The 18,704-nt window shown below is 64.3% G+C and carries 14 protein-coding genes and 1 pseudogene; 9 read left to right on the plus strand and 6 right to left on the minus strand.

Annotation, left to right across the window (positions count from 1 at the left end; translation table 11 throughout):
- Positions 1-6 precede the first annotated feature (6 nt).
- From ACNJX8_RS15095 to ACNJX8_RS15115, 5 genes and pseudogenes are all read left to right on the plus strand, one after another.
- Positions 7-1,890: a flagellar protein gene (locus ACNJX8_RS15095; RefSeq protein ID WP_439361243.1), complete on the plus strand. Its 1,884-nt coding sequence runs from the start codon at positions 7-9 to the stop codon at positions 1,888-1,890.
- 71 nt (positions 1,891-1,961) lie between these two features.
- The gene (locus ACNJX8_RS15100; protein WP_439361244.1) at positions 1,962-2,747 is read left to right on the plus strand and encodes a hypothetical protein; all 786 of its coding nucleotides are present in this window, start codon (positions 1,962-1,964) and stop codon (positions 2,745-2,747) included.
- Positions 2,737-4,367: pseudogene (locus ACNJX8_RS15105) on the plus strand (hypothetical protein). Before ACNJX8_RS15100 ends, ACNJX8_RS15105 begins: the two are co-directional and overlap by 11 nt.
- Before the next feature lies 1 nt (position 4,368).
- Complete coding sequence (locus ACNJX8_RS15110; protein WP_439361245.1) at positions 4,369-5,604, plus strand: hypothetical protein; 1,236 nt, start codon at positions 4,369-4,371, stop codon at positions 5,602-5,604.
- A complete protein-coding gene (locus ACNJX8_RS15115; RefSeq protein ID WP_439361246.1) occupies positions 5,601-7,097 on the plus strand; it encodes a pyridoxal phosphate-dependent decarboxylase family protein in 1,497 nt (498 codons plus the stop codon). The genes ACNJX8_RS15110 and ACNJX8_RS15115 overlap by 4 nt, the downstream gene beginning before the upstream one ends.
- Before the next feature lie 71 nt (positions 7,098-7,168).
- Here ACNJX8_RS15115 and flbT read toward each other — a convergent pair whose 3' ends face one another.
- A complete protein-coding gene (gene flbT / locus ACNJX8_RS15120; protein WP_128932807.1) occupies positions 7,169-7,594 on the minus strand; it encodes a flagellar biosynthesis repressor FlbT in 426 nt (141 codons plus the stop codon).
- 324 nt (positions 7,595-7,918) lie between these two features.
- Between flbT and ACNJX8_RS15125 the strand changes: the two genes are divergently transcribed.
- Positions 7,919-10,162 carry a DUF1522 domain-containing protein gene (locus tag ACNJX8_RS15125; protein ID WP_128932808.1) on the plus strand — a complete coding sequence of 748 codons (2,244 nt, stop codon included), beginning with the start codon at positions 7,919-7,921 and terminating at the stop codon, positions 10,160-10,162.
- A gap of 24 nt (positions 10,163-10,186) precedes the next feature.
- On the opposite strand, the gene ACNJX8_RS15130 is transcribed toward ACNJX8_RS15125, so the two are convergent.
- Positions 10,187-10,339 carry a hypothetical protein gene (locus tag ACNJX8_RS15130; protein WP_164940658.1) on the minus strand — a complete coding sequence of 51 codons (153 nt, stop codon included), beginning with the start codon at positions 10,337-10,339 and terminating at the stop codon, positions 10,187-10,189.
- Between the two features lie 147 nt (positions 10,340-10,486).
- Between ACNJX8_RS15130 and ACNJX8_RS15135 the strand changes: the two genes are divergently transcribed.
- The 3 genes from ACNJX8_RS15135 (at position 10,487) to flaF (ending at position 15,872) form a co-directional block, all read left to right on the plus strand.
- Entirely contained in the window at positions 10,487-12,730 is a 2,244-nt protein-coding gene (locus tag ACNJX8_RS15135; RefSeq protein ID WP_439361247.1) for a DUF1522 domain-containing protein, read from the plus strand.
- Between the two features lie 241 nt (positions 12,731-12,971).
- Positions 12,972-15,212: a DUF1522 domain-containing protein gene (locus ACNJX8_RS15140; protein WP_128932810.1), complete on the plus strand. Its 2,241-nt coding sequence runs from the start codon at positions 12,972-12,974 to the stop codon at positions 15,210-15,212.
- 291 nt (positions 15,213-15,503) lie between these two features.
- On the plus strand, positions 15,504-15,872 hold the full coding sequence (gene flaF / locus ACNJX8_RS15145) for a flagellar biosynthesis regulator FlaF (protein ID WP_439361248.1): 369 nt from the start codon (positions 15,504-15,506) through the stop codon (positions 15,870-15,872).
- A gap of 59 nt (positions 15,873-15,931) precedes the next feature.
- Here the strand turns inward: flaF and ACNJX8_RS15150 are convergent, their stop codons facing one another.
- The 4 genes from ACNJX8_RS15150 to ACNJX8_RS15165 all read right to left on the minus strand — a co-directional run bounded on the left by ACNJX8_RS15150 (position 15,932) and on the right by ACNJX8_RS15165 (position 18,452).
- Positions 15,932-16,291, minus strand: coding sequence for a hypothetical protein (locus tag ACNJX8_RS15150; RefSeq protein ID WP_128932811.1), 360 nt, complete (start codon positions 16,289-16,291; stop codon positions 15,932-15,934).
- Between the two features lie 159 nt (positions 16,292-16,450).
- Positions 16,451-16,948 (minus strand): hypothetical protein, encoded by a 498-nt coding sequence (locus ACNJX8_RS15155; protein ID WP_439361249.1) that lies wholly within the window; start codon positions 16,946-16,948, stop codon positions 16,451-16,453.
- An 11-nt stretch (positions 16,949-16,959) separates the two neighbouring features.
- The gene (gene flgJ, locus ACNJX8_RS15160; RefSeq protein ID WP_164934501.1) at positions 16,960-17,328 is read right to left on the minus strand and encodes a flagellar assembly peptidoglycan hydrolase FlgJ; all 369 of its coding nucleotides are present in this window, start codon (positions 17,326-17,328) and stop codon (positions 16,960-16,962) included.
- Complete coding sequence (locus ACNJX8_RS15165; RefSeq protein WP_439361250.1) at positions 17,328-18,452, minus strand: flagellar basal body P-ring protein FlgI; 1,125 nt, start codon at positions 18,450-18,452, stop codon at positions 17,328-17,330. Before ACNJX8_RS15165 ends, flgJ begins: the two co-directional genes overlap by 1 nt.
- Between the last annotated feature and the right edge of the window lie 252 nt (positions 18,453-18,704).

Genomic DNA, 18,704 nt, shown 5'->3' on the forward strand with positions numbered 1-18,704 from the left:
TGAAAGATGTCGATCAGCAGCATCAACTACTCTTCGTCGATTCTCGGCGCGCAGATCCGCAACATCAATGAGCAGCTCACGGATCTGTCGACGCAACTCTCGACCGGCAAGCTGTCGCAGAACTATTCCGGCATGGGCACCAACGAGGGCTTTGCGATCGCCGGACGCGCGCAGCTCTCCAACATCGCCGCCTATACCGACACGATCACCAACGTCAATGTCAGCATCAACCTCGCCAATACCGCGCTGCAGTCGCTGACGAAGATCCGCAACACGGTGCAGACGGGCTCGGCCAGCACCGCGCAAGACCTCAACGTCAACGGCCAGACGGTCGCGCAGAACACCGCCGCCGCCCAGTTCGGCTCGATGGTCGGCGTTCTCAACACGCAGACGGGCAGCCGCTATCTGTTCTCCGGAACGGCCGTCAACACCCAGTCGGTCGCGGATGCCGGCGACATCATCAATGGCACCACGACGCAGGCGGGCTTCAAGGCCGTCATGGCGGAGCGCCAGGCCGCCGACCTCGGCGCCAATGGCATGGGCCGCCTGGTGCAGACGCAGCCGACGCCGAGCTCGGTGCGGGTGTCGGAGGACGTCGCCGGATCGCCGTTCGGGCTCAAGATCAAGGCGGTCTCTTCGACGCTGACAGGTGCGACCGTCACCGGCCCGAGCGGCTCGCCGGTGTCGTTCTCGGTCGATCTCAACGGCGTCAACCCGAACAACGGCGACAAGCTCAGCGTCCAGTTCACGCTACCGGACGGCACGACCGAGCAGATCGACCTGACCGCCTCGACGGCGACGCCGACCCCGCTCGGCAGCTTCGCGATCGACGCGAGCGTCCCCGTCAACCCGAACAACACGGCCGCGAACCTCAACACGGCGCTGAACACCGCGATCACCAAGCTCGCCAACACCTCGCTGGTGGCGGCATCCGCGGTGGTCGCCGGCGACAATTTCTTCAACACGGCGAGCTCTGCGATCGGCACGCCCGTCAACAACCAGGCTGCGCCGCCGGCCCCCGTCACCGGCGCGACGGCACTGTCCGGCGCGAGCCCGTCGGACTCGATCTCGCCGGGCTTCGTCGCCGGCGACACCATCACCATCAACGGCACCACGCTGACCTTCGTCAGCTCGGGTGCGACCGGCAACCAGCTCGACGTCACCGACAGCATCCAGACCCTGCTGAGCAAGATCGACCAGATCACGGGGACGTCGAAGCCCTCGACCGCCCATGGCGGTTCGATCACGATCAACACCGACGATGCGGCGAGGCTCAACATCACGAGCTCGAACACGGGGGCGCTGGTTTCGCTCGGTTTCGGTTCGACGCCCGTGATCGCCACGCAACCGCCGCTGCGCGTCGGTTCGTTCCCGGCGAGCTCGGCAACCACGCTGGTGAACGGCTCGGCCAATACGGTGAAATGGTATTTGGGCAATGACGGGCCGGGCTCGCCGCGCTCGACCGCGATGGCACGGGTCGACGATGCCGTCACGGTGCAGTATGGCGCCCAGGCGAATGAGGATGCGATCCGCCGGCAATTGCAGGCGATCGCGGTGTTCGGGACTTTCTCGACCTCGCCGACCGGGCAATATTCGGGCGGGCAGGTTTCCGCGCTGAGCCTGCGCGTGACGCAGGCGCTGACCCAGCAGCCCGGTCAGCAGCGCATCGAGGACATCCAGACCGACATCGCGATGGCCCAGAACACGATGAAGGACGCGACCACGCGCCAGACCCAGGCCAAGGCGCAGCTCCAGACCATCATCGACCAGGCGGAATCGGCCTCGCCGGACCAGGTCGCGAGCCAGATCCTGGCGCTCCAGAACGCGCTCCAGGCGTCCTATCAGGTGACCTCGAACCTGGCGCAGCTCTCGCTCGTCAAGTTCTTGTAAGGTCGCGTTAAGGCGCCGTTAACCATGCCTCTTTACCTCTTGGTGAGGATTGGAGCGGGGCAGGGCTGCCGATGTTGGACAAGATGCAATTGGTGGTGGCAACGCCATGCTTCGGCGGGCAGGTGTCGAGCATCTATGCGAGCTCGATCTTTGCGCTGCAGCGCGCCGTGCACGGCATGTCGAATCTCGAGCTCAAGGTGCACTTGCGCGACGGCGACGCGCTGATCACGCGCGCGCGGGCCAATCTGGTCGCGATGTTCCTGGACGATCCCAAGGCGACGCATTTCCTGTTCATCGATGCCGACATCGGCTTCAAGCCGGAGCAGGTGTTCCGGCTGATCGAATGCGGCGCCGACGTCGTCGCCGGCTGCTACCCGATCAAGCGGGTCAATTGGGACAAGGCGAGGCGCGCCGTCGAAGCCGGCCGCACCGATGTGCCGGCGGCCTCGCTCGACTACGTGCTGGAAATCGAGGATCCCGACCGCATCGTGGTCGTCAACGGCTTCACCCGCGTGCGCTATGCCGGCACCGGCTTCCTGATGATCCGGCGCCACGTGCTGGAAGCGATGTGCCGCCACCCGGATTATGCAGCTCTGCAATTCTTCCGCGAGCATTCGCACGATACGCTGGCGGCAAGCCCGAACCGGTTCGCGCTGTTCGAATGCATGATCGATCCGGCGACCGGCACGTATCTTTCCGAGGACTTCGCCTTCTGCAAGCGCTGGACCGACATCGGCGGCGAGATCTGGGCCGACATCCAGAGCTCGCTCGACCACGTCGGACCGTCGGTGTTCCACGGCGACATCGCCTCGCAATTCGCGCCCGCGCCTGCAGCGGCGGCGGCCGATGCGGCGTGAGCCTCTCGGGATGAGCGCCGGCGCATCCCGTCTGTCACCGGAACGCGCACCCGAGCGCGGCTCGCGTTACCGCCTGCGCGATCTCTTCACGCCGCTGGACACGCTGCTCGTCTCCGGCGGAGATCCGCGGCTGGCGCTCGACGCTAGCGATCGCGTCAACGCCTATGGCTGCGCGGCCTCGCCGGAGCCGGAGATCTGGAATTTCGCCTCCTCGACCGCGTCGACGATCTCGCAGGCGGCCTACGATCGCGCCGCGCTCGCGCGCGAAGAGCTGATGCACAAGTGCCTGCTCGACGAGGTCGAGATCGCCTTCGATGCGCGCTGTGAAGGCATGCGCGAGGAGCTGCGCGGCCATTTCCAGCTCTCGCCGCGCGTCGATGTGGTGTTCTCGCCGTCCGGCACGGATTCCCAGCTCCACGCCCTGTTCGTGGCGCGCGCGGTGCTCAGCGCGCCGCCGGTGACGATCGTGGTCGGCGCCTACCAGACCGGCAGTGGGACGATCCATACCTCGCGTGGACAACATTTCAGCTCCATGACGGCGAGCGGCTTTGCGGTCCGCAAGGACGGTGCGGTTGCGGGGCTGGCCGGCGCCAGCATCGCGCTGCCACTGCGCGAGGCGGGACCCGGAATCGCGATGCGCACGGACGCGGATGCTGCGGTGCTGGGCGCGATCGAGGCCACGATTGCGCAGGGCGCGCCGGTGCTGCTTCAGATCATGGATGCCTCGAAACTCGGCTGGCGCGCACCGAGCGCGGCCTGCCTCGACGAGATCGCGCGGCGCTGGCCGCGCAAGGTTCAGATCGTCTCGACGCCTGTCAGGCCCGGCTCGGCCGCCGCCGGCTGCGCTCCTATCTCGACCGCGGTTACCTCATGCTGATCACCGGCTCGAAATTCTTCGGCGGTCCCGCCTTCAGCGGCGCGCTGCTCGTCTCGCGATCGCTCGACCGGGGCGAGGCGATCGCGCCTGGCTTTTTCGATGTCGGCCGTTGCGACTGGCCGATGGCCTGGACGATCCTGCGTTCGCGCTTCGAGCGCCGGCCGAATTTTGGCCAATGGTTGCGCAGGGAGGGGGCGCTGGCCGAGATCGGCAGCTACTATGCAGTGCCAGTTGCATTTCGCGCCAGGGCGCTGGCCGAACTCGCGGCCGACATCGACAGCATGATCGCGCTGTCGCCGTCGCTTCGCCCCGTTCCAACCGGAATCGAAAAGGTCGGTGTCGACGACGAGGAGTTCGCGCAAACTACGATCTTTCCGTTTCTGCTGCTGCGCGACGGCAAGCCGATCTCGATCGCGGAGACCGGCGCCGTTCAACAGGCGCTGACGCGTGACATGAACGAAGAGATCGGCGGCAGCACGGCGGACCGGCAGGTCGCCGCGCAGCGCTGCCTGATCGGCCAGCCGGTCCGGCTGGAGCGCCAGGACGAGGCCCTGCTGGCCGTATTGCGCCTCTGCGTCGGCGCACGGCTCGTGACCGAGATCTGGTCCCCGGACATGGCGCAGGCGCAACGCAATTTGCAGCACGTGCTCGATCGCGTCGCCGTCGTCCTGATGAAGATCGAACTGTTGCTTGATCGTGGCGCGGCGGCGCCCATGCCGGCAAAGTCCGCGTTCGAGGTGTGAGATGCAGCAGCCGGTTTCCGTGCCGAAATTTGCCGACCGTATCGGCTTTGCGCAGTTGACGCGCCGGGCCTTCGAAGGTGTCGATTTGCAGCCGTTGCGCGACCAGCTCGTCGTCCGGATCACGGAGGGGACGGCGCAGGCCGGCGAAGGCCTGGATCTGTCGCTGATCGTCCAGCTCCTTGGCGACAAGGCGGCGGGGCTTGCGATCCAATCGGAGGTGCTGACCTTCCATCAGTTGTTTCGTACGCCCAGCGCGGCTCCGAAACCGGGCTTGCGCGTGCTCGCGCTTGCAGCCGACATCGACATGGGCGGCAACACGCCGATCGATTTCCTGCTCGAAGGTTCCGACATCGAACTGTTGACGCTCTACGTGGTCAAGGGCGTCGGTCTGCCCGAGAACTTGCCCGAGCACGACGTCGCCATCGTGATTGCATCCGATTCCGAGGAATGCCGGGACGCGCTCGCGCTGATCGAGAAGGCCGCACCCGAGTGGCCGCGGCCGCTGCTCAATCGCCCCGATCTCATCGGCAACCTCGATCGCGACAAGTTGTATCGGCTGCTGACGGGTGTGCCCGGCCTAGACATTCCCGCGACCGTCCACGCCACACGCGAGCAATTGTCGGATCTTGCGCAGGGGCGAATCGCCTGCGAGGCCATCGCGGACGAATTGCACTTTCCGATGATCGCGCGGCCGCGCGGCTCGCATGCCGGTGTCGGGCTCGCGAAGCTCATTGATGCGGCGGCGCTCGCGGCCTATCTCGCCGAACGGAAAGAGCAGGACTTGTTCGTCGCGCGCTTCGTCGACTATGTTAGCCCCGACGGGCTCTACCGCAAATATCGCCTCGCTATGGTCGACGGCAAGCCTTACGCCTGCCACATGGCGATCGCCGATCGCTGGGACATCTGGTATCTCAACGCCTACATGGCGTTCAGCGAGGAGAAGCGGGCCGAGGAGGCCGTCTTCATGCTCGACTTCGACCACGCCTTTGCCGCGCGCCACAAGAGCGCGCTCGAGGAGATGAGCAGGCGCGTCGGCCTCGACTATTTCATCGTCGACTGCGCCGAGAACCAGAACGGCGAGCTCCTGGTGTTCGAAGCCGACAACACCGCCGTCGTGCACAACATGGATTCGCCGGTCGTGTTTCCGTACAAGCCGCCCCAGATGCGCAAGATATTTGCGGCGTTCACGGCGATGCTGTCGCGGCATGCGCGAGCGGGCAAGGGAAGCGCAACATGAACGAGATCATCCGCAACACCCAAAGCTCCGTCACCCACACCTCGCTCGATCCGCAGGACTGGAGCGAATTTCGCGCGCTGGCCCGTCGCATGTTAGACGAGGCGATCGATGGCATCGCCAATGTTCGTGCGCGCCCCGTCTGGCAGCCGATCCCCGACGAGGTCCGCGCGGCATTCAAAGCCGACGTGCCGCGCGAGGCGAGCGACCTTGCCGATGTCTATCGTGAATTTGCCGCGCATGTCGCGCCCTATGCGACCGGCAACGTCCACCCGGGCTTCATGGGCTGGGTCCATGGCGGCGGCACCGCGGTCGGCATGCTCGCGGAGATGCTGGCAGCCGGCCTCAATGCCAATCTCGGCGGACGCGACCACATGCCGATCGAGGTTGAGCGCCAGATCGTCGCGTGGATGCGCCGCCTGTTCGCCTTTCCGGAAGACGCGAGCGGCATCTTCGTCACGGGCACGTCGATGGCCAATCTGATGGCGGTGCTGGTGGCACGTACGAACGCACGCGGCACGCTGGCGCGCCAGCACGGTATCGGCAATGACGGCGCACTGTTTACGGCCTATACGTCGCACGCTGCGCATGGCTGCATCTCGCGGGCGATGGACATTGCCGGGCTCGGCACGGATGCGCTACGCAAGATCGGTGTCGATGCCGATCATCGCATCGATGTTGCCGCGCTGCGCGCGCAGATCGCTGTTGACCGCGAGGTCGGCTTCAAGCCGTTCCTGGTGGTCGCGTCTGCGGGTACGGTCGATGTCGGCGCGATCGACGATCTCAGAACAATCGCGGAGCTGTGCCGCGAGGAAGGGATCTGGTTTCACGTCGACGGTGCCTTCGGTGCGCTCGCAATTCTCTCGCCTGAGCTCGCGCCACTGCTCGGCGGCATCGAGCTCGCCGATTCCATTGCGCTCGATTTCCACAAATGGGGACAGGTGCCGTACGATGCCGGCTTCCTGCTGGTGCGCGACGGCGAGCAGCATCGGCAGGCCTTTGCGCAGCCGGCAGCCTATCTCAGTCGCGAGGCGAGGGGGCTTGCGGCCGGCACGGTCTGGCCCTGCGATCTCGGCCCCGATCTGTCGCGCGGCTTCCGCGCGCTGAAGACCTGGTTCACGCTGAAGACGTTCGGGACCGATCGCCTCGGCGCGGTGATCGCGCGAAGCTGCGCGCTGGCAAAATATCTGGAGGCGCGCATTCTGGCCGAGCCGCGGCTGGAATTGCTGGCGCCGGTGAACCTCAACATCGTCTGCTTCCGGTATCGCGCAGGCGACGCGGTCAACCGCGAGGTTGCCGCCGACATCCAGGAGTCCGGCATCGCGGCACCGTCGAGCACGACGCTGGACGGCAAGTTCGCGATCCGCGCGGCGATCGTCAATCATCGCACCGAGGAAACAGACATCGATGCGCTGGTTGCGGCCGTGCTCAAGTTCGGCGCGCAGCGCAGCGGCGGCCTGATCGAGGTCGAGGCGCCGCCGCTCGCGGCACAGTGACCACGAAACGCCGATGAAAACGAACCCGGAGCTGATCCGGGCCATTGTCGTTCAGGCAGGATGCGGCTCGATCAGGCGGCCGAACTGACGTCGCCGTTCGGATGGGTGGCTTTGTACTGATCGCGCAGCTTGTCTTCATAGGCGATCAGCTTGCGGGCCTCCTTGAGGGCCCGATAGAGGTCGCCGCTCATGATGTTGTTGTTGATGCCTTCGATGATCGGCCAGGAGCTCGGCACCGCGGTGACGATGTCACGCACGAGATTGAAGTAGGTGCCGTGCTGGGTCTGCGGATCCGGCGAAATGTACATCAGCTGAACCGCCAGATAGACGAGCTTGGCGGGGGTGTCGGCGGTCTCCGGCGTGAGGATGTCGCGCTCGCGCAGGATCGGCACGTTCTCGCCGTCGATCAGAAGACGTGCGCGCTGGTCCGTGTTGGTGATCACGGAGTTGCCGACGATGATCCGTTCGTGCGGTTTAAGCTCGACCTTGAGAGCCATGCCTGTTCTCCATCAATTGTTTTGTAACGAACTCCTGCGCGCCCACGCGATGACGGCAGTCGGCTCTGATTTGGAGCTGATCCTTGCCGAATGTGGTTAACGGGTCGTAAACGCCGGAAATTGCGGTAAAAAACTTAGCATTTTCAGGTGATTGAGTGCTGTCGAGACCGCGGCGGGGAAGCTCTCGATAGGCCGATTTGGGGCGCGACGCGAACAAACCGGAGATTTCATTTCACGGATTGTTAGAGGCTTGGACGCACGGTCCGCCGGTCGTTTGATCAATCTCGGTCAAGCAGGACGCGTAGCTACCAGAAAGGTAACAGTATGTCCGGTATCGTTCTCTCCTCCTCGGTTCGCCAGAACCTGCTCTCCCTCCAGTCCACCGCCGACCTCCTCGCCACCACCCAGTCCCGTCTGTCGACCGGCAAGAAGGTGAACACGGCGCTCGATAACCCCACCAACTTCTTCACCGCCCAGTCGCTCGACAACCGTGCCAGCGACATCAACAACCTGCTCGATGGCATCGCCAACGGCGTGCAGGTGCTGCAGGCCGCCAACACCGGCATCACCTCGCTCCAGAAGCTGCTCGACTCCGCGAAGTCGATCGCCAATCAGGCGCTGCAGACCACGGTCGGTTATTCGACCAAGTCGAACGTCTCGACCACGATTGCTGGCGCGACGGCCTCCGACCTGCGCGGCACCACGACTTACACCAGCACGACCGCGCTCTCCAACGTGCTGTTCTCCGGCGCTGCCGGCGGCGCGACGGTTGCGACCGGAACGACGACGCTCGGCGGTGTCTCGGCTGCCCTGACCGGCTCGGCTGCAGTTGCCGGCGACGGTACGACCGCCTTCAGCGGCGCCTTGAAGCTGGCCGGTACCGCCGGTGCGACGACCATCGCCGCCAACGGCGCTCCCACCGATGGCGAAACGCTGACCGTGGATGGACACACGATCACTTTCAAGGCCGCGGACGTTCCGACCGGGGCGAATATCCCGTCGGGATCCGGTACCATCGGCAATGTCCTCACGGACGGTAACGGTAACTCAACCGTCTATCTTGGCGCTACGGCTGCGACGGGTACTGCGCAGGACCTGCTGAATGCCATCGACATTGCCAGCGGAGCTCAGACGGTCTCGATCGCCAGTGGCGCTGCGACCCTGAGCGGCGGCGCAACTGCTAACAGCATCGCTGCCGGCAAGGTCACCCTGAACACGGGTACCGGCGCTGACCTCAGCATTTCCGGCAGGTCCGACCTTCTGAAGGCCCTCGGCCTGACGGGCGCGGCGGGCAGCGGCCAAGTCACCGTCACCCAGGCGCGCTCGACCTCTTCGACCACGCTCGGAACCCTGATTCAGGACGGATCGACGCTGAACGTGGACGGCAAGACGATCACGTTCTCGAACGCGAAGACGCCCACGACAGTCGCAACGGGCTCCACCCAGGTCGGCAATCTGGTCACGGATGGAAACGGCAACTCGACCGTTTACCTTCAGGCCGGCAACGTCAACGACGTTCTGAATGCCATCGATCTCGCGACCGGTGTGCAGACCGTCAAGACGGCGGGTGCTTCCGGTGCCCTGCAGACGACCGCAGGCGCCAAGAACTCGTCGATCGTGGCCGGCGCGCTCAACCTCTCGACCGGTGCGAACGTGGATCTATCGATCACTGGCACCAAGAATGCGCTGTCGGCGCTCGGCCTGACGGGCTCGACCGGCACCGGCACCGCCTTCACGGCGAGCCGTTCCGCGGCGTCGGGTGGCATCTCGGGCAAGACCTTGACCTTCTCCTCTTTCAACGGCGGCGCGGCGGTCAACGTCACCTTCGGCGATGGCACTGGCGGCACGGTCAAGACGCTCGATCAGCTCAACACGCAGCTTCAGGCCAACAACCTGACGGCCACGATCGACGCCAACGGTCTGCTCACGGTCTCGGCCACCAACGACTATGCGTCCTCGACGATCGGATCTGCCGCCGCTGGCGGCACCATCGGCGGCACGATCACTTCGACCCTGACCTGGTCGAACGCGACCGCGCCGGTTGCTGATGCTGTTGCCCAGGCGACCCGCACCAACCTGGTGTCACAGTACAACAACATCATGACGCAGATCGACACGACCTCGCTGGACGCGTCGTTCAACGGTGTCAACCTGCTCAACGGCGATCAGCTCAAGCTTGTGTTCGACGAGACCGGCAAGTCCAACCTGAGCATCACCGGCGTGACCTTCAACTCGAAGGGTCTGGGTCTGGCTGGTCTGGTGCAGGGCACCGACTTCATCGACAACGCCGCGACCAACAAGGTGCTGACCAAGCTGAACACGGCCTCGAGCACGTTGCGCTCGGAAGCCTCGACGCTCGGTTCGAACCTCTCCGTCGTGCAGGTGCGTCAGGACTTCAACAAGAACCTGATCAACGTGCTCCAGACCGGCTCGTCCAACCTGACGCTGGCCGACACCAACGAGGAAGCGGCCAACAGCCAGGCGCTGTCCACCCGCCAGTCGATCGCGGTCTCAGCGCTATCGCTGGCCAACCAGTCGCAGCAGAGCGTGCTCCAGCTGCTCCGCTAATAAGCGTCTGAAATCGCAATCAAGTCATGGCGGCGGGGCTTCGGCCCCGCCGCTTTCTTTTTGCGCAGCCGATCGAGAGGTGGTCTGGCGGCTCTGAAAAAGTAGCTGTTGGTTATGGTTAACAGGGAGCAAACGCCGAAAAAACGTGAAGAGTTTCAGGTCGATCGTCACCGGCATCGACTCGCTTCCGCTGCCTTATGGTGAATCGGCGCTTACGGCTCGTGAGCAGATTTCATCCTTTGTTAGCCATGTCCGCGCAAGCTGTGCCCGTCACTCGATCCGAAGCGATCGAACGAAGACGCGTAAACCAGAAGGGTAAGAGTTATGTCCGGTATTGTTCTCTCTGCGTCGGTTCGCCAGAACCTGCTCTCTCTCCAGTCCACCGCCGACCTCCTCGCCACCACCCAGTCCCGTCTGTCGACCGGCAAGAAGGTGAACACGGCACTGGATAACCCCACCAACTTCTTCACCGCCCAGTCGCTCGACAATCGTGCCAGCGACATCAACAACCTGCTCGATGGCATCGCCAACGGCGTGCAGGTTCTGCAGGCCGCCAACACCGGCATCACCTCGCTGTCGAAGCTGCTGGATAGCGCCAAGTCGATCGCCAATCAGGCGCTGCAGACCACGGTCGGTTATTCGACCAAGTCGAACGTCTCGACCACGATTGCTGGCGCGACGGCCTCCGACCTGCGCGGCACCACGACTTACACCAGCACGACCGCGCTCTCCAACGTGCTGTTCTCCGGCGCTGCCGGCGGCGCGACGGTTGCGACCGGAACGACGACGCTCGGCGGTGTCTCGGCTGCCCTGACCGGCTCGGCTGCAGTTGCCGGCGACGGTACGACCGCCTTCAGCGGCGCCTTGAAGCTGGCCGGTACCGCCGGTGCGACGACCATCGCCGCCAACGGCGCTCCCACCGATGGCGAAACGCTGACCGTGGATGGACACACGATCACTTTCAAGGCCGCGGACGTTCCGACCGGGGCGAATATCCCGTCGGGATCCGGTACCATCGGCAATGTCCTCACGGACGGTAACGGTAACTCAACCGTCTATCTTGGCGCTACGGCTGCGACGGGTACTGCGCAGGACCTGCTGAATGCCATCGACATTGCCAGCGGAGCTCAGACGGTCTCGATCGCCAGTGGCGCTGCGACCCTGAGCGGCGGCGCAACTGCTAACAGCATCGCTGCCGGCAAGGTCACCCTGAACACGGGTACCGGCGCTGACCTCAGCATTTCCGGCAGGTCCGACCTTCTGAAGGCCCTCGGCCTGACGGGCGCGGCCGGCAGCGGCCAGGTCACCGTCACCCAGGCGCGTTCGACCGCTTCGACCACGCTCGGAACCCTGATTCAGGACGGATCGACGCTGAACGTGGACGGCAAGACGATCACGTTCTCGAACGCGAAGACGCCCACGACAGTCGCAACGGGCTCCACCCAGGTCGGCAATCTGGTCACGGATGGAAACGGCAACTCGACCGTTTACCTTCAGGCCGGCAACGTCAACGACGTTCTGAATGCCATCGATCTCGCGACCGGTGTGCAGACCGTCAAGACGGCGGGTGCTTCCGGTGCCCTGCAGACGACCGCAGGCGCCAAGAACTCGTCGATCGTGGCCGGCGCGCTCAACCTCTCGACCGGTGCGAACGTGGATCTATCGATCACAGGTTCGGGCAACGCATTGTCCGCACTCGGCCTGACTGGCTCGACCGGCACCGGCACCGCCTTCACGGCGAGCCGCGCCGCGTCGGCCGGCGGCGTCTCGGGCAAGACCTTGACCTTCACCTCCTTCAACGGCGGCACGGCGGTCAACGTCACCTTCGGCGATGGCACCGGCGGCACGGTCAAGACGCTCGATCAGCTCAACACGCAGCTTCAGGCCAACAACCTGACGGCCACGATCGACGCCAACGGCCTGCTCACGGTCTCGGCCACCAACGACTATGCGTCCTCGACGATCGGATCTGCCGTCGCTGGTGGCACCATCGGTGGCACGATCACGACCTCACTGACCTGGACGAACGCGACGACGCCGACCGTCGACGCAGTTGCCCAGGCCACCCGCTCGAACCTGGTTGCCCAGTACAACAACATCATGTCGCAGATCGACACGACGTCGGTGGACTCCTCCTTCAACGGCGTGAACCTTTTGAACGGCGATCAGCTCAAGCTGGTGTTCGACGAGACCGGCAAATCGAGCCTGAACATCACCGGCGTGACCTTCAACTCGAAGGGTCTGGGTTTGGCTGGCCTGGTGCAGGGTGTCGATTTCATCGACAATTCCGCGACCAACAGGGTGCTGGCCAAGCTGAACGCAGCCTCGAGCACGCTGCGTTCGGAAGCCTCGACGCTCGGTTCGAACCTCTCCGTCGTGCAGGTGCGTCAGGACTTCAACAAGAACCTGATCAATGTGCTCCAGACCGGCTCGTCCAACCTGACGCTGGCCGACACCAACGAGGAAGCGGCCAACAGCCAGGCGCTGTCGACCCGCCAGTCGATCGCGGTCTCAGCGCTATCGCTGGCCAACCAGTCGCAGCAGAGCGTGCTCCAGCTGCTCCGCTAATAAGCGTCTGAAATCACGGAACTAAAACCGGCGGCGGGCTTCGGCCCCGCCGCTTTTTTCGTTCGTGCAAAAGCTCGATGGAGCCCGTGTTCCGAGCCGGTGAGGGCGCTAACCCTGCATTAACCCTATCCCTTAAGTCGCCGTTAACCATACTTTAAAGGACAGCCCCTAAAACTCGACAAAAGCCCGCTTTCCAGATCGGCGAGCCCGATTCGTATCCGGTTCAAAAGGAAGACCGCCAATGTCCAACATCGTTCTCTCGGCGTCAGTTCGCCAGAACCTGTTGTCGCTGCAATCAACGGCCGACCTGCTCGCCACCACCCAGTCTCGACTGTCGACCGGCAAGAAGGTCAACACGGCGCTGGACAACCCCACCAACTTCTTCACCGCGCAGGGGCTGGACAATCGGGCGAGCGACATCAGCAACCTGCTCGATGGGATCAACAACGGTGTGCAGGTGCTTCAGGCGGCCAACACCGGCATCACCTCGCTGCAGAAGCTGATCGACAGTGCCAAGTCGATCGCCAACCAGGCGCTCCAGACCACGGTCGGCTACTCGACAAAGTCGAACATCTCGACCACGATCCCCGGCGCGACGCCCGCGGATCTGCGCGGCACCACGAGCTACACTTATGCGACGGCGACCGGCAACGTCGTCACCAACGGCACGGCCGGCGGTACGACTCCGATCACCACTGGCACCACGCTCGGGGGCATTTCGCAATCCCTGACCGGTAACGCCGCTCCCGACGGTGCCGGCACCGCTGCCAGCCTGGCTACGGGTCTGACTCTGCTTGGTACACCGAGCGCCACTACCATCGCGACGAACGGTGCTCCATCGGACGGCGACGTCCTCATCGTCGACGGCAAGACCATTACCTTCAGGGCCGGGGCTGCACCTGCGGTCGCCAACGTTCCCGCCGGCTCCGGCAAGAACAACAACGTCGTCACCGACGGTAATGGCAACTCCACGGTTTACCTCGGAACAAACGCTTTGCCGGCTGCAACTGTCCAGGACGTGATGGATGCGATCGATCTCGCAAGTGGCGTGCAGAAGGCTGCGATCGCGGGCGGCACCGCAACCCTGTCGAACTCCTCGGGCACCAACGCTTCCATCGCCGGCGGCCAACTCACGCTCACCACCGGCACCGGCGCCGATCTCAGCATCACCGGCAAGGCCGACTTCCTCAAGGCGCTGGGCCTGACAACCGCGACCGGCTCCGGCAATGTCAATGTGACCAAGGCGCGTCTGACCACCTCAGCCACGCTGGGCACGCTCGTTCAGGACGGCTCCACGCTCAACGTCGACGGCAAGACAGTCACGTTCAAGAACGCGGCCGTCCCTGCCGCCGCGCCGACGGGGTCGACCAAGATCGGCAACATCGTGACCGACAACAATGGCAACTCCATTGTCTATCTCCAGGGCGCAACCGTCCAGGATTCGCTGAACGCGGTCGACCTGGCATCGGGCGCCGGCATCGTCAGCGCCGGCGCCGTGGTCGCGGCGAGCGGATCGTCGCTGTCCTCGGTCGTCAACGGCGCTCTCAAGCTCAGCACCGGCACCACCGCAGATCTGTCGATCACCGGAACGGGCAACGCGTTGTCCGCGTTCGGGCTGACCGGTCCGACCGGCACGGGCACCGCCTTTACCGCGGGCCGCTCGCCGGGTCCGGGCAGCATTTCCGGCAAGACGCTGACCTTCACCTCCTTCAACGGCGGCACGCCCGTGAACGTCACCTTCGGCGACGGCACCAACGGCACGGTCAAGACGCTCGACCAGCTCAATAACCAGCTTCAGGCCAACCACCTGACGGCGACGATCGACGCCAACGGCGTGCTCACGATCACCACCGTCAACGAATACGCCTCTTCGACGCTCGGCTCGGTGACCGCCGGCGGCGCCGTCGGCGGCACGATCACCGGCACGGTTGCCTTCACGACCGCGCAGCCGCCGATCCAGGATCCCGTGGCGCAGACGGCGCGCTCCAATCTGGTCAACCAGTTCAACAACATCCTGGCGCAGATCGACACCACCTCGCAGGACGCTTCGTTCAACGGCGTCAACCTGCTAAACGGCGACACGCTCAAGCTCGTCTTCAACGAGACCGGCAGCTCGACGCTCAGCATCAACGGCGTGGTGTTCAACGCGGCCGGCCTCGGCCTCAGCAACCTCGTCAACGGCGTCGACTTCATCGACAACGGTGCGACCAACAAGGTGCTGGCGAGCCTGAATGCGGCCTCGAGCACGCTGCGCTCGGAAGGTTCCGCGCTCGGCTCGAACCTCTCGATCGTGCAGGTGCGCCAGGACTTCTCGAAGAACCTGATCAACGTGCTGCAGACCGGCTCGTCCAACCTGACGCTGGCCGACACCAACGAGGAAGCAGCCAACAGCCAGGCGCTGTCGACCCGCCAGTCGATCGCGGTCTCTGCGCTGTCGTTGGCCAACCAGTCGCAGCAGAGCGTGCTCCAGCTGCTCCGCTAATCTCGCAGCGCAGGACAATGAACGGGAATATCGCGGCGGAGCTGATGCTCCGCCGTTTTTATGGAGATCGCTAAGACAGGATTAGCTGAGATCGATGCGCATCATGCGCGACGTGTTTACAGCGCGCGTGTGCACATCTAGCTTCGCGATGGAGAGGGACTCCGCGACCCGTAATAAACCGGAGGGCTTCCAAGCACACACGTAAGCAAATCTTAAGCGGTGCTGCCTAGGGTTGGGAAAGAAATCCTTAAGCGCGTTCAACGGGCTAGGTAAACCTCCAAGGTGTGATTGATGTCGAATTCTGCTGCCTCAGCTTATGCGCGCGTTGCAACGACCACCGCATCTCCTCGCGACATCGAGGCGCAGACTCTGCTCAAGGCCGCGAACAAGTTGCAGGATGCCGTCAACAGCGCCGATCCACTCAGCGAGCAGACCATGCAGGCCCTGATGTTCAACCGCAAGCTCTGGACGATCTTCTTGAGCGAGGCCATGCGTGACACCAATCCGCAGCCGTTCGACGTCCGGCAGAAGATCGCCAACATCAGCGTGTTCGTGCTGAGCCAGACCGCAGCATTGCAGATGAGCCCGCAATTCGATCACTTCCGTCCGCTTATCGAGATCAACAGGAATATCGCTGCCGGTTTGTCCGGCCGACCGTGATCGCGAACATCATGAGCTCTCGACCGTCGTTCTCACAGGCCAAGCTCGACGCCTGAGCGTCAGGCGCTGCGGTCGGTGCTGAGCGGACGCGAGTGTTCGGACTTCAGATCAAGCGCATGGAAATAGGCCCGCCGGCGCAGCATCGCTTCGTCGGGAAACTGATTGACCACCGCGTCGGTCCTCTCGTTGACGACCTGGAAGACGAAGGATGCGGCCGCCTGGTCGAACACGACCTGACGCGAGACGTTCTCGTGGTTCGGCAAATCATTGCGCACGGGCGCGCCCGTATCGCTCGCGGCGACCGTCTGGCTCACCGGCAAATCAGTTTGCACAGCCTCGTTCGCCGCCGCGTTCGACGTCGTTACGATCTGCACGGGGGCCGGGATCCCCACCGGCCGGATGCTGAAATCTGTACTCATGGCAGCCTCCTGGTTGCCTTGCTTGAGTCAAATCCCAACCCCTCTAATCGCGCAAGCATGGAACACCAAGCCTGAAGGTCCGGTTAGGGAGCATGCCTAACCGCGCGACGACATCGCCGCGCGGTTTTTTATAAAATTGTCTCTTGTTATTGCGGGCGCTCAGAGCGAGCGGCTGACCGCGAGCGGCGTGATGTGGCGCGGGCCGGGAGCCGCGCGACGACCGGCGGCGGTATAGGTGTTCGGCACGTTGCGCTTCTGGATCTCGGCATTGACGCCGCGCACGACGCTCTCGGACACGGCGTGTGCGGTGGCGAGCACGGTGAGGTTGACCTGAAGCATCGCGCGGAACGCATCGTGGTGGCGATGCAGCGTCGAGAGCAGCTCGGGCGCGGATTTCGCGAGCTGGACCTGGTTCGCCTTCAGCTGGCTGACGGCGCCGACATAGTTTCGCGACAGCTCCTGCTTCTTGCCCTCGAGCGTCATCGCCTCGTGGACCTTGCCGGCGCGCACGAGCTCGGTCTCGCGCTCGATCAGTCCGAGCAGGGCGCTCATCGCATCCATCAGGTTCTCCGCGAGCTTGCGGGCCTCGGCGTTGCCGGGCGCAATATTCGGACGCTGCGCTTGCATCGGCTGACGTGAGGCGTTGAAGTGGTTCATCTCGTTTAACCTTATGCCGTGCGGATCGTTTTCGCCTGCTGCATGATCAAGGTGCGGTAGACTTCGTTGGCGATGCCGACGCCGCCGGCCTTGGCGAAGTTCTTGGAATATTGCTCCGTCAGCATCGAGCGCCACACCCCGGTGCCGGGCGTGTCGCCGAACGGGCCTTCGCCCTTCAGGCCGGAGGTCATCTGCGAGAACATGCTGTTGAGGAACATCGCCTCGAAATCGGTGGCGGTCTTCTGCGCCTTGGCCTGCTGCTGCGGCGAGACCTTTTGCAGGGCGCTCGCGAGCTCGAAATCCGGCCGGCCGTTGCGGCTCTCGACCGAGAAGGCCGGGGAGTTGGCGACGCGCGGGGTGTTGATCGTGCCGGTCTGCATCACATCACCTCGATGTCGGCTTCGATCGCGCCGGCGGCCTTGATCGCCTGGAGGATGCTGATCATGTCGCGGGGACCGATGCCGAGGCCGTTGAGGCCGTCGACGAGCTGCTGGAGCGACACGCCGTCCTTGACCACGGCCAGCTTCTTGCCGTCCTCGGTGACGGTGACGGCGCTGCGCGGCGCGACCACGGTCCGCCCTCGCGACACCGGGTTGGGCTGGCTCACCTGCGGGCTCTCGGAGATCGTGACGGTGAGGTTGCCTTGCGCAACCGCAACCGTGGCGACGCGGACGTCGCGGCCCATCACGATGATGCCGCTCCGCTCGTCGATGATGATCTTGGCGGCGAGATCGGGATCGACCTGGAGCTGCTCGATCTCGGTGAGGAAGGCGACGACGTTGCCCTTGAACTCCGGCGGGATCGACAGCTGCACCGTCGAGGGATCGATCGGCTCGGCAGTCTTGACGCCGAGATAGTCGTTGACGGCGGCCGCGATGCGCTTGGCGGTGGTGAAGTCGGCGTTGCGCAGCGCCAGGCGCACGTTTGGCAGGCGATTGAGCGCGAATTCGATCTCGCGCTCGATGATGGCGCCGTTGGCAATGCGCCCCACGGTCGGCACGCCGCGCACGATTTTCGCCGCTTCACCCTCGGCCTGGAAGCCAGAGATCGCGAGCGAGCCTTGCGCGACCGCATAGACGTTGCCGTCGGCGCCCAACAGGGGCGTCACGAGCAGGGTCCCGCCCTGGAGGTTCTTGGCGTCGCCGAGCGCGGAGACGGTGACGTCCATGCGAGTGCCCTGTGTGGCGAACGCCGGCAGGTTGCCCGTCACCATCACGGCGGCGACGTTGCCGGTGCGGATGGTGGCGCCGCGGATGTTGACGCCCATGCGCTCGAGCATCGCCTGCAGCGACTGCTTGGTGAAGGGGATGTTGTTGAGCGTGTCGCCGGTGCCGTTGAGGCCGACGACGAGGCCGTAGCCGATGAGCTGGTTCTGCCGCACGCCCTCGATGTTGGCGAGGTCCTTGATGCGCGATGTCGCGCTTGCAGGCGTGACCGAGAGCGCCAGCGCTGACAGCGCGGCACAGGCCACCCCAACAATCCTCACCCAACGAACGCCTGGCATCCTCTGCTCCCCAAGGCTCCTAAAAAGGCTCCTCAAATCGAAGGACCGGCTGCGACACTCCCATGACGAGCTGGTCCGGCGCTTTCCTTGCGAGCGCTGTGCCAACCCGGGGCAGCGAGGGTAGGTGGCTGAATAGGTTGAATAAATCTGTTTCGATCGGTGTCAGCCGACTTTCGCCCTGAGGAGCGAAACTGCCGCCCGTCGGCAGATTTTGCCGAGCCGTTTACGCGCCGTTAACCATAAAACGGCGAA

Source organism: Bradyrhizobium sp. SPXBL-04 (assembly GCF_051853035.1).
Taxonomy (GTDB): domain Bacteria; phylum Pseudomonadota; class Alphaproteobacteria; order Rhizobiales; family Xanthobacteraceae; genus Bradyrhizobium; species Bradyrhizobium zhanjiangense.